The 21,744-nt window shown below is 43.2% G+C and carries 19 protein-coding genes; 7 read left to right on the top strand and 12 right to left on the bottom strand.

The annotated features are described in order from the left end of the window. Nucleotides 1–103: 103 nt before the first annotated feature. The 6 genes from CHU92_RS06855 to CHU92_RS06830 are packed head-to-tail and all read right to left on the bottom strand — an operon-like array spanning nt 104 to nt 4,966. Complete coding sequence (locus tag CHU92_RS06855; protein ID WP_094413931.1) at nt 104–1,480, bottom strand: sensor histidine kinase; 1,377 nt, start codon at nt 1,478–1,480, stop codon at nt 104–106. 1 nt (nt 1,481) lies between these two features. After that, nucleotides 1,482–2,144, bottom strand: a complete 663-nt coding sequence (locus tag CHU92_RS06850) for a response regulator transcription factor (protein ID WP_094413929.1) — start codon at nt 2,142–2,144, stop codon at nt 1,482–1,484. A gap of 35 nt (nt 2,145–2,179) precedes the next feature. After that, nucleotides 2,180–3,370 carry a DUF3570 domain-containing protein gene (locus CHU92_RS06845; protein WP_094413927.1) on the bottom strand — a complete coding sequence of 397 codons (1,191 nt, stop codon included), beginning with the start codon at nt 3,368–3,370 and terminating at the stop codon, nt 2,180–2,182. 17 nt (nt 3,371–3,387) lie between these two features. Continuing rightward, entirely contained in the window at nt 3,388–3,597 is a 210-nt protein-coding gene (locus CHU92_RS06840) for a DUF4266 domain-containing protein (RefSeq protein WP_094413925.1), read from the bottom strand. Continuing rightward, nucleotides 3,594–4,496 (bottom strand): FAD:protein FMN transferase, encoded by a 903-nt coding sequence (locus CHU92_RS06835; protein WP_243389565.1) that lies wholly within the window; start codon nt 4,494–4,496, stop codon nt 3,594–3,596. The genes CHU92_RS06840 and CHU92_RS06835 overlap by 4 nt, the downstream gene beginning before the upstream one ends. 35 nt (nt 4,497–4,531) lie before the next feature. After that, nucleotides 4,532–4,966, bottom strand: a complete 435-nt coding sequence (locus CHU92_RS06830) for a thioredoxin family protein (protein ID WP_094413921.1) — start codon at nt 4,964–4,966, stop codon at nt 4,532–4,534. A 245-nt stretch (nt 4,967–5,211) separates the two neighbouring features. Here CHU92_RS06830 and CHU92_RS06825 point away from each other — a divergent pair, with 245 nt between their 5' ends. Beyond that, nucleotides 5,212–7,200, top strand: a complete 1,989-nt coding sequence (locus CHU92_RS06825) for an LTA synthase family protein (protein WP_094413919.1) — start codon at nt 5,212–5,214, stop codon at nt 7,198–7,200. Nucleotides 7,201–7,233: 33 nt separating this feature from the next. Here CHU92_RS06825 and CHU92_RS06820 read toward each other — a convergent pair whose 3' ends face one another. Both CHU92_RS06820 and pyrE read right to left on the bottom strand, forming a co-directional pair. Then, nucleotides 7,234–7,626 (bottom strand): orotate phosphoribosyltransferase, encoded by a 393-nt coding sequence (locus tag CHU92_RS06820; protein ID WP_094413917.1) that lies wholly within the window; start codon nt 7,624–7,626, stop codon nt 7,234–7,236. 96 nt (nt 7,627–7,722) lie between these two features. Further along, entirely contained in the window at nt 7,723–8,364 is a 642-nt protein-coding gene (gene pyrE, locus CHU92_RS06815) for an orotate phosphoribosyltransferase (RefSeq protein ID WP_094413915.1), read from the bottom strand. 7 nt (nt 8,365–8,371) lie between these two features. Between pyrE and CHU92_RS06810 the strand changes: the two genes are divergently transcribed. The 6 genes from CHU92_RS06810 to CHU92_RS06785 all read left to right on the top strand — a co-directional run bounded on the left by CHU92_RS06810 (nt 8,372) and on the right by CHU92_RS06785 (nt 15,206). Next, complete coding sequence (locus CHU92_RS06810) at nt 8,372–8,974, top strand: NUDIX hydrolase (protein WP_094413913.1); 603 nt, start codon at nt 8,372–8,374, stop codon at nt 8,972–8,974. Between the two features lie 102 nt (nt 8,975–9,076). Then, nucleotides 9,077–10,549: an IMP dehydrogenase gene (gene guaB / locus CHU92_RS06805; RefSeq protein WP_094413911.1), complete on the top strand. Its 1,473-nt coding sequence runs from the start codon at nt 9,077–9,079 to the stop codon at nt 10,547–10,549. Nucleotides 10,550–10,858: 309 nt separating this feature from the next. After that, entirely contained in the window at nt 10,859–11,428 is a 570-nt protein-coding gene (locus CHU92_RS06800; RefSeq protein ID WP_094413909.1) for a Crp/Fnr family transcriptional regulator, read from the top strand. 72 nt (nt 11,429–11,500) lie between these two features. Then, nucleotides 11,501–13,921 (top strand): TonB-dependent receptor, encoded by a 2,421-nt coding sequence (locus CHU92_RS06795; protein ID WP_094413933.1) that lies wholly within the window; start codon nt 11,501–11,503, stop codon nt 13,919–13,921. An 11-nt stretch (nt 13,922–13,932) separates the two neighbouring features. After that, a complete protein-coding gene (locus CHU92_RS06790) occupies nt 13,933–14,781 on the top strand; it encodes a DUF4249 domain-containing protein (RefSeq protein WP_094413906.1) in 849 nt (282 codons plus the stop codon). A gap of 203 nt (nt 14,782–14,984) precedes the next feature. Beyond that, entirely contained in the window at nt 14,985–15,206 is a 222-nt protein-coding gene (locus CHU92_RS06785) for a hypothetical protein (RefSeq protein WP_094413904.1), read from the top strand. Between the two features lie 15 nt (nt 15,207–15,221). Here CHU92_RS06785 and CHU92_RS06780 read toward each other — a convergent pair whose 3' ends face one another. From CHU92_RS06780 to CHU92_RS06765, 4 genes are all read right to left on the bottom strand, one after another. Beyond that, entirely contained in the window at nt 15,222–17,111 is a 1,890-nt protein-coding gene (locus CHU92_RS06780) for a monovalent cation:proton antiporter-2 (CPA2) family protein (protein WP_094413902.1), read from the bottom strand. A gap of 9 nt (nt 17,112–17,120) precedes the next feature. Further along, nucleotides 17,121–17,717: an NAD(P)H-dependent oxidoreductase gene (locus CHU92_RS06775; RefSeq protein WP_094413900.1), complete on the bottom strand. Its 597-nt coding sequence runs from the start codon at nt 17,715–17,717 to the stop codon at nt 17,121–17,123. Between the two features lie 14 nt (nt 17,718–17,731). Further along, the gene (gene purB / locus CHU92_RS06770) at nt 17,732–19,084 is read right to left on the bottom strand and encodes an adenylosuccinate lyase (protein WP_094413898.1); all 1,353 of its coding nucleotides are present in this window, start codon (nt 19,082–19,084) and stop codon (nt 17,732–17,734) included. 152 nt (nt 19,085–19,236) lie between these two features. After that, nucleotides 19,237–21,459 (bottom strand): NADP-dependent isocitrate dehydrogenase, encoded by a 2,223-nt coding sequence (locus tag CHU92_RS06765; protein WP_094413896.1) that lies wholly within the window; start codon nt 21,457–21,459, stop codon nt 19,237–19,239. Nucleotides 21,460–21,744: the final 285 nt, after the last annotated feature.

Here is a 21,744-nt window from a genome sequence, read left to right as displayed (position 1 = left end):
ATCCTCCCCGCCGCCTGCTTTTGCGGCGGGGAGATATAGCAGACAGCAGGAAATGCCTTTGCAAAAGTACGCTTAGCCGCCTGCTCCTGAAGGATGGATTTATCTAAACTGTGAGCCTTACAACAGTGCCTTTGCCTGCCTTGCTCTCGATATTAATGGAAATATCCAGCAATTCGCAAACACGCTTTACGATTGAGAGCCCTATGCCTGTGCCCGCAATATTGTTTCGTGTTGCGGCGCCTGAACGGAAAAAGGGGTTAAAGACTTTTTTTAAATCATTTTCGGGGATTCCTATGCCGCTATCTTCGATAAGTATTTCGAGCCGGTCTTCTTTCCTGGCGGCTACAAGTTCTATAGCAGCATTGGTTACCGAGTATTTGACAGCATTGCCGACTAAATTTTCCAGGATTATTGAGAGCAGGTGTTCATCGGTAGTAATATATAGGTCTTTTTGCAGTCTGTAAATAATTTTGAGGTTCTTGTCCGTTATTGCTTTTGAGTGCCTTGCCGCTATATCGTACAATAAGGCATTGATACTGACAGGCTCATTTTTGACTAACTGTTTCTGGCTCTCGAACCGGGCGAGCAACAGGAGCTGGTCCACCATAGTGTTAATCCGGTCGAGCTCGGTAAGGCAAAAATTTATTTTTTCTTCATATTCTTTCAGGCTGCGTTCTTTACGTATTAATACTTCAAGTGTCCCTTTAATTACGGCAAGGGGTGTCCGCAGCTCATGGGAAGCATCGGACGTAAACTGTTTTTCCCGCTCCACGGCATTTTCTATGCGCTGTAGCAAGTCATTGATGGTTTGCGAAAGTGTGTACAATTCATCTTTATTAAGAGGCAGGGGTATGCGGCTGCTGAGGTTTTCTTTATGTATCCTCGCGCTGGCTTCTGTAATGTCTTGTACCGGTTTTATGCTCTTGCCGGCTAAAAGCCTTGCGACAGAAAACAAGACGATAAGCAATGCCGGGTAAGCAATAGCCAGTGTATTTTGCAGGTTTTCCAGTAGCTGCCTGGCATCTTCCATAGGTGTGGCTACCACGATGTAACCCACATTTTTGCCTTTATACCTTACGGAAATGCCCAATTGCCTTACTGCTGCACCCCCGAGGAAGGTGTTGTGGTGGAGCCTGTCTTCCGCGTTATTAACATCAAATAACAGAGACGCTTTTTTAAGGTTTGGCGATTTTATAATGATGTTGCCTTCGGGGGTTATCAGTTGTACAAAAATAGGGTTTATATCCAGCGTGTTATGTTCTTTTTCTTTCCATTCTTCGCCAAGAACGCTAATGCCTTTTCCTGTTACGCGTATTTCTGCAGTGAGCATTTTTATTTCGGTATCCAGGTCATGGTCAAGGTCTTCATATACGGCTGACCTTACGGTAAAATAGATTACTACAAAAACAATAAATACCAGTAGCGCAGTACTGATGCTGAAGTATACGGCTATCCTGCTTTTAAAAGAGATACTGTTCATATCAGCTTTCTATAATATATCCAACCCCGCGAATGGTTTTTATAAAATCTTCTTCTTTGATAAGGTTAAGTTTTTTGCGTATGGCATTTATAAACACATCTATTACTCCTGTATCATATTCAAAATGAATATCCCATACATCGCCAATTATATCTTTTCTTGAGCATACGCTGCCCCTGTTTTTTACTAGGTATAATAAAAGTTCAAATTCCCGGTGGGTAAGGTTAACTTCAGCGCCATCTCTTGTCACTTTATGGGCCAGGGGAAAAATAACAACCGGGCCAATGGCCAACTCTTCGGGCTGGTGGGTGGCCCGCAACTGTACTTTTATGCGTTCGAGCAATTCGTCAAAACTAAAGGGTTTTTTTATATAATCATTCGCGCCGGCCCTCAGGCCCTCAATGGTTTCCTGTACTGTATCCTTTGCGGTTAGGAAAATTACCGGTGTGTCAATTTTTTTTTTGCGCAATAATTTACACACCTCAAGGCCGTTGGATTCCGGCAGCATCCAGTCGAGCAGTATAATGTCGGGCCTATACTTCTCAGCCATTGCAAAGCCTTCTTTGCCATCTTCCGCCGCTATAACATCATATCCTTCTTCCTGAAGGCCCTGCCTGAGAAAATTAACAATTCCGGATTCATCCTCTATAATCAGGATTTTCATAGTTTTAATTCAATTAACTAAAGGTACTAAAAACATTATTTAAATTTCAGGTTAATGCTAATAATGTCAGAATCTAAGTTTGTTGACCTGATGTAGTGTCCATAGCGTATTTCGAGCATGGCCAATTCTTTGATCCCGAAGATTCCGTTAATGGGTGTGATATGTATCCCCATTCCTATAAAGTTACTGTTAAATTTTGACAGGTCATAATTACTGGTATAAAATTCATCCAGTGCATTGTGCGACTGAAAAGCATCAAAGTATCGGGCGGCAGTCTGGTTATAGTACCTGTAAAATGGGCTCACCGAGAAGAATGGCGACAGTTTTATGGGTATTTCAATATTGGCCGTATGCGAAGTTATACCCCAGTCGTCAGAATAGAAGCGGTAGTAACCGCGGATAATTATATTGTCGCCAAGGAAATAGCTTCCCCTTATGGCAAGCGGGATTTTTAGCCGGCTGTCAGGAAGTTTTTCCTGGTGGACAGATCCGTCTGTAAAATAAACCCTATGGAAAGGTAGCGCGAGGTATCCCTGCTGGGATACGATATCAGCCTGGAAAAGGAGCTGAAAATCAGCATTAATCACCTGGGAGTAGCTTAATGACCCGGCAAATGTGTTACGTGCGCTGTTTCCGGAAGCTTTAGTGTCAGGATCATTTCTTAGCTCTATTGGGGCTACCATTTTGACCTGGTCCAGGAATACATTCAAACGTGCCGTAAATTCACCATTCCTGTCGTTTGTCTTTTTAGCGTAACTGATATTGCCTCCAAAGGACTGGTAATCATACTCTGTAGAAGATGATAACCCTACACCCAGGGTTGTACCTTTTTGTTCATTTTCCCGGATATAATTTAATGAAGGGTAGAAGCGGGTGTCGGATGATGAAGCGGAAGAATTTGCCTGGAGGTCTACGCGGTCAGAAGATGCCGATGTATAATGATCCACGCCAACTTCAATATTGTAGTTATGCTTAATCCCGTTTTCACCGTACTTTACAAGGTTCAGGTCTATTATATTTGATATATCAGTCAGTTTTTCAGAACCTATACCGCCGGTTACAACAGCATTGTTGCCGTTTTGCCTGTAATAGCTTGATACAAGATCTATTTCCTCAATTTTTAATTTCCTGTTCTTGTAGGCGGTACTGTCCTGCTCTTTTTCTGCCTGTGCGTATGCCTTCATTAAACCTAATAAGGCCAGGCCGGTTATAAATATGCGCTTCATGTTTTATTGGTTTATTATTAATTGCAGCCACATCCGCCGCCGCTTTTCCCTGCGTTAGCACCTGATGCGCCTTCCCTATAGGACTGGAAGTTTAATTCTGTTTTCTCAATTTTCCTGTTGGCCAGGGCCATTTCGGCATCATTGATTTTATTTTTCTGGTATTCTTTTACCTGCACGCAGGATGCCATAACACAACAAAGCGCTATGATTAAGACTGATTTTTTCATGCGGTCTTTTTTAAATTAATGCCTTTGGAAGTATAAAGGCTGTTATCATCATCAATAATTATACAGTGTAGTGCCGGAATCTGGTTGACCAGGTGTATCCCGGCTTTAATGCCCATAACTGCTATAGGTGTCGCCATGGCATCTGCAAATTCGGCATTATCGCTTATCACAGTCACACTTTTAATTCCTGTTATCGGGAGCCCTGTTTTAGGGTCTATAGTGTGCGAATATTTTTTGCCTCCAATCATCACAAACTTTTCATAATTGCCTGATGTAGCTACTGCCTTACCCGAAATGTTGAGGTAAGAGAATACTTCTTCAGGTTTATCAGGGTCAGAAATTCCAATCCGCCAAGGGTCACCCGATGACTGCAATCCCCATGCGGTGAGGTCGCCACTGGCATTTATAATACCGGCTGAAACATGATTATTTAGTAATATCTTTTTAGCCATTTCGGCCGCATAGCCCTTGCCAATGCCGCCAAAGCCTATACGCATGCCTTTCTCTTTCAAAAAAACGCTGCAATCTCCAGGATTAAGAATTATATTTTTGTAATTGATGAGATGCACGCTTTTCATGGCTTCTTCTTTTGGCGGCAGCTGGGCCATGCTCCGGTCAAAGTTCCACAGGCTCTTGTCAATTCCGCCATAAGTAATATCAAAAGCACCCTGCGTGATTGTGGAAATAGCTTTGCTCCGTTCTATAAGCTCATATACCTCACGGTCTACCACCACCGGCTTTACACCCGCGTTTTCATTGATCAGGCTTGTCTGGCTACTGTTGTTATACGTAGTCAGCAGGGCTTCAATCCTTCTGATTTCTGCTACGGCAGCATTGATATATTCTTTGCCTTCCTTTTCAGAAGAAGCTACTACGGTAATAGTAAAAGTATTACCCATGAGCCGTAAAGATTGAGAAAAATCCTGCATTTGGCCTACTTCCTGTGCGACTTGCAAACCGCCTTTACTTCATTAACCCATTTTTCTACCGGTACTTCCGGTTTGCCTTTCCATCCCTTTATTATTTTGCCATCCGCGTCTAACAGTAGGGTATAGGGGAAATTACCTTCTTTATTATATTTTTCTGCCATTGCATTATTCTTACTGACCTGTTCGGCAGAAAGCTGGTTTTTTTTCCTCCTCGGAAAATCAGCGTTAACAAGCACAAGATTATCCTTTGCCATCTGGGCAAAACTTTCGCTTTCAAAATATTCTTTCCTGGTAGCAATGCAGGGGGCACACCAATCAGAACCCGAAAAGTAAAGCAGTATCATCTGGTTTTTTTCCTTGGCTGCCTTTTTGGCCATGTCAAGGTCCGTTCCCCATTGTAATGGGATAAGCGCTACAAAAAATATAATTAATGCTTTCATTTTTATTTAAATTATATGAGGGCTAAATTAATGTTAAACTATAATTGCAGGCATGATAATTGACTTAAGATTTACTTAATAATTACATTTGGCAGGTATATTTCTTTTTGTATCATCATGTATGTCAAATATTTGTAATAATTTCTTAACATTTATTTAAGAAATCCTTAGGATTTGCTTAAAATTCTGAACAGCGTTTTAATGGTGCCTGATTTCCATTTTACATTTGCAAAAAAGAAATCATTATGCCCAATATTTTTTCTGTTTACACGAGTGGTTCTGTAAAGGCGAGGTTTGGTATTGCTACGTATTTTATAAAGGGGTTTATAACAGTATCTTTATTAATAAGATTATTTTTTGTTAGCTGGGAATATAAAGATGTTTCCTTGGCAGTGGGGGACTTTTTGAGGACTATGATTACAGGTGCTTTCTTTGATTTTGGCACCGCGCTATTTATAGCTTTACCCGGAATTTTATATCTTGGTTTTATGCCAAAAAGGCTGATAGGGACTTTATTGGACAAGGTTTTAATTTATGTTTTTTTTGGTTTAACGATACTGGTATTGGTATTCACTTTTTTTGCAGAAATAACATTTTGGGATGAGTTCAGGTCAAGGTTCAATTTTATAGCGGTTGATTACCTGATATATACATATGAAGTAGTAAAAAATATCAATGAATCTTACCCATTGCCGCTGTTAATCTCCGGGGTATTACTGATTACGGGCGGTGTACTGGCCCTTTTTTACAAAAAGAAAATTTTTCTCAATACTTTTTCGCAAAAACCGGGAAGAACCGAAAGGATGCTTGTGGTACTGCCAGTTGTGGTATTATCTTCAGTTTTTATTTTATTTGTAAAAAATGAAGACGCAGAATGGTCCGGCAACCGTTACAACAATGAAATTTCAAAATCCGGCATATATTCTTTCTTTGCTGCTTTCCGAAATAACAGGATAAAATACGATGAATTTTATACCACAATAGGTGAAGGTGAAGCTTTCAATACCATTAGATCGGCACTATACAGTAGTGATAACAGGTTTTTAGATAACAATTCTATACGCAGGGATGTCGTTTCGGATGGTGTTCCCCGGAAGCCAAATGTGGTGTTCATACTTATGGAAAGTATGAGCGCGAGTTTCATGAAAGAATTTGGTAATACTAATAATATCACGCCTTACCTTGATTCAATTGCGTCAAATAGTATTTTCTTTAAGAATTTATATGCCACAGGGACCAGGACAGTACGCGGTATGGAAGCCGTGACCTTATGCATACCCCCTACACCGGGCCAAAGCATTGTAAAAAGGCCTGATAACCACAAGCTGTATACTGTGGCGAGCATTTTTAAAAACAAAGGGTATGATTGTAATTTCTTTTATGGCGGCGATGGCTATTTTGACAATATGAATAACTACTTTGGGGGTAATGGTTTTACCATATATGACAGGGGGCGCGGGAGCATACTGAGTGACGCTATTGAAACCCGACGTTTTAATATTGATGATATTGAAGTTACATTTGAAAACGCGTGGGGTGTTTGCGATGAGGATATCTATAATAAGATGCTGACAGTGGCTGACAGCCAATATAAAAAAGGGTTGCCATTTTTTAATTTTATAATGACTACCTCGAATCATAAGCCTTACACTTATCCGGCCGGTAAAATTGATATACCTTCCGGTAGTGGAAGGGATGGCGCAGTGAAATATGCTGATTATGCCCTTGGTAAAATGCTTTCAATAGCCAGGGCCAGGCCTTGGTTTAAGAATACAGTCTTTGTGATAGTAGCAGATCATTGCGCCAGCAGTGCCGGCAAGGATGAAATCGACGTAGCGCACTATCATATACCTGCAGTTATTTACAATCTTGGCAGTGAAAAAATTCAAATTGAAAAACAATGCTCACAAATAGATTTATTCCCAACATTATTTTCTTTATTACATTGGGAATACCGGTCCAATTTTTTTGGCAGTAATGTAATGTCTTCCCAGTTCAGAGAACGTGCGCTGATAGGCACCTATATAAAACTGGGGCTTATGAAGCAGGACAAAGTTATAGTACTGTCGCACCAGAAAAAGTACGCCATGTATAGTTGGGAAAAACAAGATAACAGCCTGAAACCACAGCCTGTAGAAAATAGTTTTCTAAAAGAAGCGGTTTCCTGGTATGAGTCAGCCGACCATCTTTTCTCTAACAGATTACTTAAAGAATCCGCCGTAAAAAAGCAGTAATAAACTGTAGCAAAGCGGTGTAGCTTAGGCACGTTATAGCTTAGGCATATTGTAGGCAAGGGTTTCTATAAATTTTGTTATAGGGCCCTTAATCATCATAGACATCATGGCATTAAATTCACCTTGAAACTTTAGCTGAACCTCACATGAAGTGTCCGCCACATTGTTGATGTTCCCCGTAAGTGTAAACGGCAGCTTATCATGGGCTGAGGCCAGTACAATTTGTGAAGGTGTGTTTTTATCTTTGATTTTCAGTTTGATTTCAGGCATACCTTTAAGCGCAAAAATAAATGATTCCTCACCGGTAACTTCAAATTTTGCTATAGTATCCGGCATAAGCTTTTCAAAATTTTGCACCCGGGTCAGCTGTTCAAAAATATAGGCGGCCGGTCTATCAACTGTAACTTTTGGGCTTTCTAAATTCATTTTTAAATTTTTGATTTTTAAAATTTCAGATGTAGTTTAACCTTACATTATAAGGTAGTAAATATTATTAAAACAAAACTACTTAAATAGTAACTATTATTGTCCCCAGGTGGCGGGGCTGTGGCGCCATTCTTTTAGTGTTTCCTGTTCGGCTTCGGTGATGTAACTTTTTGCTGCCGCGAGTTCAAGAAGAGTACCGTAGTCACCAAGCGTATGCAGCGTAATATTGGCTTTTTTAAAATTTTCAACAGCGATATCAAATCCGTAAGTAAATATGGCGACCATGCCTTTCACATTTGCGCCGGCGGCCCTTAGCGCCTCAACAGCCAAAAGACTGCTGTTTCCGGTACTTATAAGATCCTCCACCACAATAACATTCTGGCCTTTTTGCAGGAATCCTTCAACCTGGTTTTGCCTGCCATGCTTTTTTGGCTCAGGGCGCACATAAACAAACGGCAGCCCCATATACTCAGCCACCAGCATGCCCATACCAATGGCACCGGTAGCCACACCCGCTATAACATCGGGCCTGCCAAATTCTTTTTCAATATGTTTCGAAAATTCTTCCCGCATATAGTTCCTGATAGGCGGAAATGAAAGAGTTATCCTGTTATCGCAATATATAGGCGATTTCCAGCCCGAAGCCCATGTAAAAGGATTTTTGGGATTTAATTTAATTGCGTTTATTTGTAAAAGCAATTCTGCCGTTTTTTTGGCTGTGTCAGTATTGAAAATCATACCGCAAATGTATAAAGTTTTTGTAAACGATAAGCCGCTTTTTTTGACAAATCAGGTTGTAAAGGAAACTGATTTCCAATTGTTTTTGCTGGAAACTGTTGATATTGAACAGTTAATACGCAAGATGTTTAATAACAAAGTGCAAAAGGCTTTTCTGTATTATCCTGATGAAAAAGAAATACTAAAAAAGCTGAAAGAGAAAATACCGGTGGCAAAGGCAGGCGGAGGGCTCGTTTATAATAAAAAAGGCGAGGCGCTGTTTATTTTTCGTAATGGTAAATGGGACCTCCCTAAAGGAGGTATTGAAAAAGGTGAGAATATTGAAGATACAGCCCTGCGTGAAGTTGAGGAAGAAACCGGTGTAGGCGGGCTGAAGATTGTACAGAAACTCCAGAAAACGTACCATATATTTAAGCGCAACGGCCAGTATAAACTTAAAATTACTCACTGGTATGAAATGAAGACCAGCTATAACGGCAAACTAACCGGACAGGCCGATGAAGGCATAGAGAAAGTAGCATGGCTCGGCCCGGACGAAATCAGGCAAGCGCTTAGTAATTCTTATGAAAATATCAAATTATTGTTTGAAACTGTTGATGTAATGCGGTAATCACCAAACCTCTCTTTTGGTTGCATGAGCTTATTTATAAATGATTGCCTGTTGCAAAAAATATCACTACATTTGCATGCAATTTAACTACAAATTGCAACAATGAAAGCACACACAACTAAGATCATTGGCGAGGGTTTAACGTACGATGATGTCCTGCTGGTCCCCAACTACTCTGAGATTTTACCGCGGGAAGTAAGCATACAATCCCGCTTCTCTAAAAATATCACATTAAACGTACCGGTTGTTTCTGCTGCTATGGATACAGTTACCGAAAGCGCCATGGCTATTGCCATGGCACGCGAGGGCGGTATTGGCGTGCTGCACAAAAATATGCCTATTGAGCGCCAGGCAGCTGAAGTACGCAAAGTAAAAAGGGCAGAATCAGGCATGATTATAGACCCGGTAACACTCCCGCTCACGGCAACAGTAGGCGATGCCAAGGCAGCCATGCGCGAATATGGCATCGGCGGCATACCAGTTGTTGACAATCAGGGTATACTTAAAGGCATTGTTACTAACCGCGACCTTCGTTTTGAAAAAGACAACGGCAGGTCGATACTTGAAGTAATGACATCCCAAAACCTGGTTACTGCAGGTGAGGGCACAACCCTTGAAGCCGCCGAAGGAATTTTACAGCAGAACAAGATTGAAAAACTTCCTGTTGTCAATGCCGACTATAAACTGGTAGGGCTGATAACCTTTCGAGATATCACTAAACTGACGCAAAAGCCTATAGCTAATAAAGACCGTTTCGGGCGCCTTCGGGTAGCTGCTGCCCTGGGCGTTACCGCCGATGCCGTTGAAAGGGCCGGGGCACTGGTAAATGCCGGTGTTGACGCGGTAGTTATTGATACGGCCCACGGGCACACAAAAGGTGTGGTGAGCGTACTGAAAGAGGTAAAGGCTAAGTTTCCTGGACTTGATGTGGTAGTGGGCAATATAGCTACACCTGAAGCGGCCCTTTACCTCGCTGAAAATGGCGCCGATGCGGTTAAGGTTGGTATAGGGCCGGGTTCTATATGCACCACCCGTGTTGTTGCCGGTGTTGGTTTCCCTCAATTCTCGGCTGTGCTAGAAGTGGCCGCAGCGCTTAGAGGCTCAGGTGTACCGGTCATTGCTGACGGCGGTATACGGTACACAGGTGATATCCCTAAAGCACTGGCTGCCGGTGCTGACAGTGTAATGCTTGGCTCACTACTGGCGGGAACTAAAGAGTCGCCCGGGGAAACCATTATATTTGAAGGCCGTAAGTTTAAGTCATACAGGGGTATGGGGTCTGTTGAAGCTATGAAAGAGGGCTCTAAAGACCGCTACTTCCAGGATGTAGAAGACGATGTCAAGAAACTGGTACCCGAAGGAATAGTAGGCAGGGTGCCTTACAAAGGGGAATTGTTTGAAAGCATGCTGCAGTTTGTAGGCGGCCTCCGTGCCGGTATGGGGTATTGCGGCGCCAGGGACATTCCCACACTACAGGAAACGGCCCGTTTTATTCGCATTACCTCGAGCGGTATTTCCGAAAGCCACCCCCATAATGTAACTATTACCAAAGAGGCACCTAATTATAGCCGGTAATGTAAAAGTAATTTGCAGGAGCAGTGAACTCAGGGCTTCTTTATAAACGTATGGTCCTGTTGTCCGTTATATCTCCCCGCCGCCATAAGCGCTGCGGCGGGGAGGATGCCACTCCCACCAGGGCTAAACCCTATTCGCTCGGCTTGTAGGTAATGGCTGCTTTACTTTACTCTTAATTATTTACCCGGCTATCACGGAAAAGCCGTAAGGATGGCCTCTGGCCTTTACAGTTGTGGCAAAAACTTCTTTATAAAGTAATTCCTTATTTTTGTCTGTTTTTAATGCATTTAAAAAATACAAAATACAGCAATGACGGAACAGCTATCGATGTACCTGCAAAATCTTTTCCAGGCGCCACCGCATGAAATAGATACTTTCGTATCTGCCTTCAAATGCAGGGAAGCCAAAAAAAATGAGCTTTTGGTTTTAAAAGATGAAGTATGCCGGCACACTTTTTTTGTATGCCAGGGTTCTGTAAGGGCTTACTTTATTACAGATGAAGGCCAGAAAGCTACCCGCTATATTGCACTGGAAAACCAGTTCATTACTACCATTCACAGCTTTATTTCGCAGGCCCCTACAAATGAATACATACAGGCAGTTGAAAATTCCGTATTGCTCTCCATTTCTTACACTGATTTTAAAAAACTGGTTGCCGAAACTACCCTTGCAAAAAACCTGTACATAAAGCAACTGGAAGTTGCGTATGTAACCAATCACTGGCGCCTGGAAAGCTTTTTGAAAATGACAGCCGGGCAGCGTTATGGCTTCCTGCTCAAAACGAATCCGGCCATCATCCAGAGGCTTTCAAACAGGATTGTGGCGAGCTATCTCGGCATCACACAGGAAAGCCTGAGCAGGCTGAAAGGCAAAAAGTAATTTTTTATCATTTATCAATGTTTTTTGACGGCCATCGTCAAAAATTTGCGACTGTAAAACAAACTAATGTTTATGGTCGTAAAACTAAAAATCGGGTTTATCATTTCATTTTTATTGTTGGGCCTTGGCGCCAACGCCCAGAAATTTACACTGTCCGGTTATGTAAGAGACAGTTTATCAAACGATTTTCTTATAGGTGCACATGTACAGATTGCAGGCAGTCAGGTTAGCGTGTCTTCTAATTCGTACGGCTTTTATTCTTTGCCTGCAGGGGAGGGAAGAGTTACCTTGGTAGTGAGTTACATTAGCTACGGACAGAAGGTCATTACTATAAATGTGGCCTCAGATACCACATTGGACATATTTTTAAAAGAAGACAGCACCACCCTACAGGAAGTTGTACTCACGGCAGCAAAGCAGGGCAGGAAAGTGGCCGGTACCGAAATGTCAACCGATAAATTATCAGCTAAAGATATAAAACAGATGCCAGTAGTGCTCGGGGAAGCCGACGTACTGAAATCTATACAACTGCTTCCCGGTGTTACAGCGCCTAATGAAGGCTCCGGCGGCTTCAACGTTAGGGGAGGTGCTGCAGACCAGAACCTAATCCTGTTAGACGAGGCCATTGTTTACAATCCTTCTCATTTGTTTGGTTTCTTTTCTGTATTCAATGTTGATGCGCTTAAGGATGCTACACTATACAAAGGGGGCATTCCCCCGAAGTTTGGAGGCAGGCTTTCTTCTGTTCTGGATATCCGGATGAGAGAGGGCAATAATAAGAAATTCAGCGCCGCAGGCGCTATCGGCTTACTCTCAAGCCGCGCTACGGTAGAAGCTCCGCTGGGCAACGTACATGAAGAAGGGGCCAATGGCTCATTCCTGCTATCGGCGCGCCGTTCTTATGCTGATCTATTCCTGCCATTGTCATCGGATACAACAATAAACAGGAACACACTTTACTTTTATGACCTGAATTTCAGGAGTAATTATAAGTTATCAGGCAAGGACAGGATTTTCCTGTCGGGGTATTTTGGCAGGGATAAAATAGATATACCTAACGGTTTCGGCAGTTCATGGGGTAACCTTACCGGCACATTTCGCTGGAATCACCTCTTCGGCCCTGAAATTTTCATGAACGCCAGTGTAATTTATTCTAATTACGATTACAAGATAACATTTTATCCGGGCAATAGTTTTACATGGAAATCTTCATTGTCCAATATCAACATAAAAGCAGATTTTGATTATTACGCAGGAGAAAAACATAAATTCAGGTTTGGGCTGGGTTCAGTCTGGTACACCTTTAATCCCGGAAATATCAGCCCGCTGGGTGCAAATTCTACAGTTAATGAAACGCGCTTCCCTAATAAAAAGGCTATTGAAAATTACCTTTACCTTCAGGATGATTTCCATTTATCCGACAGGCTCAGCCTGATGTATGGCCTCAGGGTTTCTGCTTTTGCACAGCTTGCCAACGACTCTGTCCCCATCTATGAAAACGGGAAGCCCGTGGTGTATAATCCCGGCATAAACAATTACCAGAGAGGGAACATTTCTTCATACAGGCAATACAACAGTAACCAGCTCCTGAATAATTCTGTAGGATTTGAACCCCGCCTGAGCCTGAATTATAAGCTAAATGAAGCATCAAGCCTCAAAGCAGGTTATAACAGGATGTACCAGTACATACACCTGTTGTCCAACGCCACGTCACCTACACCTCTGGATATCTATACCCCAAGTTCCTCTTTTATAAAGCCGCAGGTTGCAGACCAGGTTGCGGTAGGTTATTTCCGTACTTTTCATAATAGCGCCTATGAATTCAGTATTGAAAGTTATTTTAAACGGATGAAAAACCAGTTTGACTTTATCGACGGGGCATCGCCTCTTCTGAACAATACGCCGGAAACAATATTGCTAAACGGGAATGCCCGCAGCTATGGAATAGAATGTATGTTACAGAAAAATGAGGGGCGTTTCACGGGATGGATCAGCTATACACTTTCAAAATCTGAACGAAGGACACCGGGTGTTGATGGTGGTCCCGGTATCAACAACGGGAAATATTATGCTACCAATTATGATAAGCCTCATAATCTGGCCATAACAGCAAACTATGCATTATCTGAAAAATGGTCAATATCAGCAAACTTTATCTATCAGTCGGGCCGGCCTGCAACATATCCGGTATCAAAATATACATTTAATGGTATTTCAATACCAGAATACAGCGACCGTAATTCACAGCGTTTGCCGGGTTATCACCGCTTAGATGTATCGGCTATACTTAAAGGCAGGCAGGATAGGCGCTGGAAAAGCCAGTGGGTTTTCGGGATATACAACATTTATAACCGCCAGAATGCCGCTACTATTACTTTTAAAGAAACACTTGTCAACGGAAATGAAAATGGCTTAGGTACAGGCATCAATAAGGCTTACAGGCTCACTTATTTCGGTATTGTACCCAGCATCAGCTATGAATTTAAATTTTAAACTTAAAGTCTATGAAAACTTTTTTGAAATATTGTTTCTGGATTACCACATTTTGTGTTTGTTCCTCCTGTGAAGAAGAAATTAGCCTTGAAATAACAGGCAGCCCTTCAAAACTGGTTGTAGAGGGCAATGTCCTCCACGGCCTTGACACCCTGATACAGCAGCAGCAAATTAGGCTTTCTCTTTCGGCAGGTTATCTTGGGAATAGTATGCCGTCACCAGTGACTGATGCTTTGGTAAGGGTTGTTGAAGGTAGCCACACCTATCTTTACACCCATACAGGAAATGGCTTGTATACCAGTGAGTTTAGTGCGTCAGCAGGTAAGACGTATAAGTTACTTATTGACTACGCGGGGAATAGTTACGAAGCCACGGAATTTTTAAAACCGGGAGGGGCTGCAATTGAGAGCCTTTCTGTGAGGTACTTTCCGTCGGCCCTGGGCAGCCCGGCAGGTAATTTTATTACTCTCAACACCGCTGACCCGATTGGCGAGAGGAATTTTTACCTGTGGCAACTCTATATTAATGGGCAGCTCATGGTAAACCCATCGCCGGGTAATATATACAGGGCTATCCAGAAGGATGATTTTTTCAATGGCCAGCCTTTGCTGAATTACTTACCCTATGATAATTTTCCTGTTGTCCCCGGCAATAGCGCACGGATGCATCAACTGAATATTTCTGAGGCGATGTACAATTATTATTACTCCATATTTAACCTTACCGGCTCATCGCCATTTTCGGGCGATGTACCTCCGGGCAATATACGGGGTAATGTCCTGAATACGTCAGATCCCCAACAAAATGCGTTGGGGTATTTCGGAGCGTGTACTATTTCTATAAAGACTAAAAACCTGTAGTCTTTACCGGAAATATCTGGTAGTTATTTGCCTGGTTTTTTTATTGTAAAAAGCTGGTCTGCCCCTGCCACAACCGCCNTATACGGGGTAATGTCCTGAATACGTCAGATCCCCAACAAAATGCGTTGGGGTATTTCGGAGCGTGTACTATTTCTATAAAGACTAAAAACCTGTAGTCTTTACCGGAAATATCTGGTAGTTATTTGCCTGGTTTTTTTATTGTAAAAAGCTGGTCTGCCCCTGCCACAACCGCCAGCCCCGATGGAAGCGGCATCCTCCGCGCCGCCGCGCTTATGGCGGCGCGGAGATATAGCGACAGCGGGACATGCGCCGGCAACAATGCGCTTAGCCGGCCGCTCCTTAGAAAAATAAACAACAGGCAGGGTAAGCGCTGCGGCATTGCCCATGGCTCAGGAAATGTTTAGTGCGGTTACCGAATGTTATTGTCCGCTGCCACCTGTTTCTTCTTTGCGGATATCGGCGCTTTCCCAGGCATGGTCCTGTGCGCCGAGCTGTACATAAAGGTCATTTCTCAGTAATTGCTCCTGCATTTCAATTTCTTCTTTGGCGGTCATCAGGAAAGCAGTTTTATCATGGCGTTTTTCGGCTAACCTGAAGATAGACTGCTCATCATATTTTATAAAGCGTTGCCCCTGCCTTGTGGCCGTATAGCGCCTGTGGCCTAATTCTACAAGGGCATCAATCCCAAGATGTACGGCACTGTACAGGTTTTCCCTGTAGAAATTCTTTATGCCCATATCTACAAGGTCAAAAGCATCGCTGCGGTTGCGCGCCCGCGCCAGTATTTTCAGGTGCGGGAAGTGTTTTCGCACCCGTTCCACGACTTCAAAATTGATACGGGGGTTATCTATGGCGGCAATGAATATTTTTGCATTTTCGCATCCCGCGGCATGCAGGAGTTCCACACGTGAGGCATCGCCATAATAAACTTTAAAGCCCATTTTCCGTAATGATTCTACCCGGTCGGAGTCCATGTCAAGTACCGTTGCCGCAATGCCGTTGGTTTTGAGCAGGCGTACTATGGTACTCCCGAAATTACCAAAACCGGCAATGACAACTTCATTTTGTTCATTTTCTTCAAATGTATCGTATTTGTGTTTTGGCTGCCTTTCCTTCACACCAAAATAAGGGTCTATCCATTTTTCGTTGATAAGGAGCAGGAACGGCGTACCCACCATACTAAGGGCTATTACAGCCATCATCTGGTTAGAAAGGCCCGTATCTATAAGGTTTAGCTGGTTGGCAAACCCCAGTATTACAAACCCGAATTCACCAGCCTGGCTGAGCGCAAAGGCAAACAGCACATTCTGGTCGGCGCTTTTTTTATAAACCTTACCGATTATTATCAGTACAAAGAACTTAATGATATTGAAAATGGTGCAAAAAACCAGTGTAAAGGCAGGGTCGGCGATTATGATGGTAAAGTTTATGGAAGCGCCAACCCCTATAAAGAACAGCCCCAGCAGCAAACCTTTAAATGGCGCTATGTCGCCCTCAAGCTCATGCCGGAACTCACTATTAGCTAATACCACCCCCGCCAGGAACGCGCCGAGGGCTGGGCTTAATCCTACTATCTGCATAAGGTAAGACACAGCCATGACCAGCAAAAGTGCTGAAGCCGTAAAAAGCTCCTGCAACCGCGTTTTTGCAACAATTTTAAGTAAGGGCACGAAAAGAAAGCGCCCGGCAAAATAAACCGCCGCTATGGCTCCGAAAACTACCAGGGTTTGCCAGTAGCCCGACATATCGGATAACAGGGAATGTTTTATGCCAGCCTGTTGTACATTGCCGTCAGCCAGTAATGGCAGTATGGCCAGTATGGGTATTACTGCTATATCCTGAAAAAGCAGGACAGCAAATGAGGAACGGCCCATGGAGGTTTTTGTCAGGCCTTTTTCTTTCAGGGTTTGCATCACGATTGCCGTAGAAGACAATGTTAATGCCAGTGAAATAGCCAGTGACGCCCGCCACTCCCATTGTAATACCAGCAGGCATGCGGCAAATAACACTGATGTTGTTAAAACAACCTGCAGGCCTCCCATGCCTACTATAAAACGCCGCATCCGCCAGAATTTATAAGGCTCCAGTTCAAGCCCGATAAGGAAAAGCATCATAACCACACCAAACTCTGCAAAATGCATGATATCCTGGCCTTCCTGTCCGATTAGCCCCAGTACATAGGGGCCTATGATAACACCGGCAAACAGGTAACCCAGTATTGAGCTTAACCCGAATTTTTTTGCGATAGGCACACAAATTACTGCAGCTGCCAGGTATATGATAGCCTCAAAGAAAAAACCGTTTTCCATTTTGTCAACTTATTTAGTTTGGAACCAGTCGTTAAAATACGGATAATTTGCCATTTCGGCAACATTTAATTGGTGGCTTTCCAGATAGCGCAGTACACGTGCATACAGCTTGCTGTTGGCTTCATAATCCTCATTTTCCATAAAATGCGTGCCATGTACTACAAAAGGGGGCAGGTATATCATGTTACAAACCCTGGCCGTCTGGCTAAAGGGCTCTAAAAGCTGTGGTATGGTGAACATATTTCGCCCGCTGGCCGAATAGCTTTCCTTGCGCCCGCCGGTAGTTATAGCCTGCAACAGGAGCTTGCCCTTAAGGGCAAAACCTTCCTTTCCGTAAGCCCATCCATGCTCAAGGACGATATCAATCCATTGTTTAAGTAATGGGGGGCAACTATACCAGTACATAGGATGTTGCCAGATAATGATGTTGTGGTTATTTAAAAGTTCCTGTTCCCTTTTTATATCAATGTCAAACTCAGGATATTCCTGGTACAGGTCGTGGAAAGTAATATTAGCGGAATCAGGTATGGCACTTACCAACGCCTTATGGGCATTTGATTTTTCAAACAGCGGGTGGGCGAAAATGATAAGTATCTTATTCTGCATAGGCGAATCATTTATTAAGGTTTTATGCCAAGATAATTTGCCGGTGTTACCCGCAAAAGCTCCTGCCTTACATCCTCAGTAACTGTAAGAGTATTAATAAAGCTATGTATAGCGTTTTTATCTATTGCAGTATTGGTGCGTGTCAGTTCTTTAAGCGCTTCATACGGATTTGGGTAGTTTTCCCTTCTCAGTATAGTTTGTATAGCTTCAGCTACAACAGCCCAGTTCTTTTCCAGGTCATCTTCAAATTTTTCGGCATTAAGCAGCAGCTTGTTCAGGCCTTTAAGTGTTGCTTCCAGCGCAATAAGCGTATGGCCCATAGGCACACCTATGTTCCGCAGCACGGTACTGTCGGTCAGGTCGCGCTGTAAACGTGAAACCGGCAGCTTGGCCGCCAGGTGCTCAAAAAGCGCATTAGCTATGCCAAGGTTTCCTTCCGAGTTTTCAAAGTCTATGGGGTTAACTTTATGCGGCATAGCTGATGAACCTATTTCGCCGGCCTTTATCTTCTGCTTAAAGTAATCCATTGAAACATAAGCCCACATATCACGGTCAAGGTCAATAAGTATGGTATTGATTCGCTTCAGCGCATCAAAAAATGCCGCAGAATGGTCGTAATGCTCAACTTGTGTAGTAGGGAAAGAGTGCCTGAGCCCTAAAGTCCCTTCAACAAAATCCTGCCCGAACTTGCGCCAGTCGTATGCCGGATAGGCTACAAAATGGGCATTAAAGTTACCTGTGGCACCGCCAAACTTAGCGGCAAAAGGTATATTGAACAACAGCCTGAGCTGTTCTTCCAGGCGCTCTACAAATACCAGTATTTCTTTCCCGAGGCGGGTAGGAGAGGCAGGCTGCCCGTGCGTCCGTGCCAGCATAGGCACATCAGCCCATTCTACGCTCAGTTCTTTTAATTTTGAGATAACGCCAATCAATGATGGCATATACACATTTTCAAAGGCTTCTTTTGTAGAAAGGGGTATGGCGGTGTTATTTATATCCTGTGAGGTAAGCCCAAAATGAATGAACTCCTTATATTGTTCAAGCCCAAGTGTATCAAAAGCTTTCTTTATAAAATATTCAACGGCTTTAACGTCATGGTTGGTAGTTTTTTCAATTTCTTTTACCTGTAGCGCGTCATTGCTGTTAAAGTTGCGGTAAATATCCCGGAGCGGCTCATAAACAGATGTATCTACACCTGCAAGCTGTGGCAGCGGCAGCTGGCAGAGTGCAATGAAATATTCAATTTCAATAAGCACACGGTAACGTATCAGTGCTTCTTCAGAGAAATAAGCCGATAATGCTACTGTTTTATTCCTGTATCGGCCGTCAATAGGCGATATAGCAGTAAGTTCTGATAATTGCTGCATTGGGTTGTGTTGTAAAATGTTGCAGGCAAATATAAGGCCCGGAACCCGAATATTAAAGCGTTGGAGCTTTTTTAGCATTAACTGTTTGATTAAACAATTGCCCCTCTTTCGCATCTGTATGTGAAAAAGCCGCCAGAAAGGCGGCTTTAGGGTTATATTTCGGCCAGTATATTATTAAAAGTTTCGCTGGGCCTCATGGCTTTGGTTACCAACATGTTATCCGGATGATAATAGCCTTGAATATCCTGCGTTTTTCCCTGTGCTGCGATTAGTTCGGCATTAATTTTAGCTTCCTTTTCAGCAAGTGCTGCAGCAATCGGGCCAAAAGTGGCTTTGAGTTTTGTATCATTATCCTGTGCGGCAAGGGCCTCTGCCCAATAAAGTGCGAGATAAAACTGCGATCCACGGTTATCAATGAACCCAAGTTTCCGCGCGGGGGATTTATCGTTTTTAAGAAATTTTTCATTAGCAGTATCCAGTGTTTCCGACAATACATGGGCTTTTTCATTTCCGGCAGCATGCGCTAAATGTTCCAGAGAAACACTAAGGGCAAGGAATTCACCAATTGAGTCCCATCTCAGGTAGCCTTCTTCAAGAAACTGCTGCACATGCTTGGGCGCTGAGCCTCCCGCACCCGTTTCAAAAAGCCCGCCGCCATTCATCAGTGGGACAATTGAAAGCATTTTTGCTGACGTGCCCAGTTCAAGTATAGGAAACAGGTCGGTCAGGTAATCACGAAGTACGTTACCGGTTACAGATATTGTGTCTTCCCCTTTTACAATACGCTCCAGTGTAAAATTTGTCGCTGCTACAGGGTCAAGAATCCTTATATCAACTGCCTCAGTATGCTGGTTTTTCAGGTAAGTAGTAACTTTTTTTATAATTTCACGGTCATGTGCACGCTTGTCATCCAGCCAAAAGACAGCCGGTGTATTACTAAGCCTGGCCCTGTTAACAGCCAGCTTTACCCAGTCCTGTAAAGCGGCATCTTTGGTCTGGCACATCCTGAATACATCTCCTTTTTCTACCTTCTGCTCCATATACACTTTCCCACTATTGTTGTCAATTACCCTTACAACGCCCTCTGCCTGCAGCTGGAAAGTTTTGTCATGTGAGCCATATTCTTCCGCTTTTTGTGCCATAAGCCCTACATTGGGTACACTTCCCATTGTGGCCGGGTTGAATGCGCCGTTCTTCTTGCAGAAGTCAATAGTAGCCTTGTAAACCCCTGCATAAGCCCTGTCAGGTATGGTGGCTTTGGTATCCTGCTCTTTACCGTCTTTATTCCACATTTGTCCGGAGTTACGTATCATGGCCGGCATAGAGGCATCAACAATGACATCGCTGGGCACATGCAGGTTGGTTATTCCCAGTTCAGAATTTACCATTGCCAGTGCAGGGCCGTTTTCCATAGCCGCCTTAAGGGCAGATTTTACCTCAGCCTCCTGCGGGTGCCCGGCAATTTTGGCATAAACATCGCCAAGGCCGTTGCGCGTATCTACATGGAGCGTTTCAAAAAGGCCGGCATATTTTTCAAAAACATCCTTAAAAAAAACTTCCACCGCAGCGCCAAACATGATAGGGTCCGACACTTTCATCATCGTAGCTTTCAGGTGAAGTGAGAACAAAACTCCTTTTGCTTTCGCGTCAGCGATCTCTGTGGCATAAAAATCTTTCAGAGCTTTAAGGCTTAGCACAGAAGAATCGATTATTTCGCCGTCTTTTAGCGGGGTACTTTTTTTAAGCACTGTTACAGTACCGTCGATGGCAGTAAATTCAATTTTTACATCTGTAGCTTCCGTTACCGTAACCGATTGTTCACTTCCGTAAAAGTCGCCCCCGGCCATGCTGGCTACATGTGTTTTGCTTTCGCTACTCCATGCACCCATAGTGTGTGGGTGTGCCTTGGCATAGTTCTTAACAGCCCTGGGTGCGCGGCGGTCGGAGTTTCCTTCGCGCAGCACCGGGTTTACAGCCGAACCCAGTACTTTGGCATATTTGGCTTTAATGTTTTTTTCTTCCTCTGTGGCAGCCTCCTCAGGATAATCAGGCACTTTATAACCATGTTCCTGTAGTTCTTTTATGGCTGCCTTAAGCTGTGGTACTGATGCTGATATGTTCGGCAGCTTAATTATGTTGGCTTCCGGTGTGGTGGCCAGGCGGCCAAGTTCCGCAAGCGCATCGCCTTTTTTCTGGCTTTCATCAAGGTACTCCGGGAAATTGGCAAGAATCCTCCCTGCAAGGGAAATATCCATTGCTTCTACTTCAATTCCAGCAGGCGACGTAAAAGCCCGGACAATAGGCAGGAAAGAATGGGTGGCCAGCATAGGGGCCTCATCAGTTATCGTGTAAAAGATTTTTGATGTTTGGGACATTTTAAACAGGAAATTTTCCCCAGGCAGTCAATACCTGGGGTTGGTTAAACGTTAATAGATGCATTTTTAAAAGCAATTGCTTTTTTTAATAAGACGTGGCGCGCAAATATAAAAAATATAAGCTATATCTGCCTGAAAAAAATGAGTAAAATGTTGTAGGATTTTAATAAAAATTTATTTTTGTAAACGATAAAAGGCCTTAAATAAACTGAAACAGAGGCCTGAAACCTTAAAACAAGTTATTGAAGTGGTTTAAACTTATTTGTTAAATAAAAAAGGGTTGAC

The organism is Flavobacterium cyanobacteriorum, from assembly GCF_002251835.1.
In the GTDB taxonomy this organism is placed as follows: domain Bacteria; phylum Bacteroidota; class Bacteroidia; order Flavobacteriales; family Flavobacteriaceae; genus Flavobacterium; species Flavobacterium cyanobacteriorum.
Note: the sequence above shows the minus strand (reverse complement) of the source record. Positions and strands in the feature narration are given on the sequence as shown.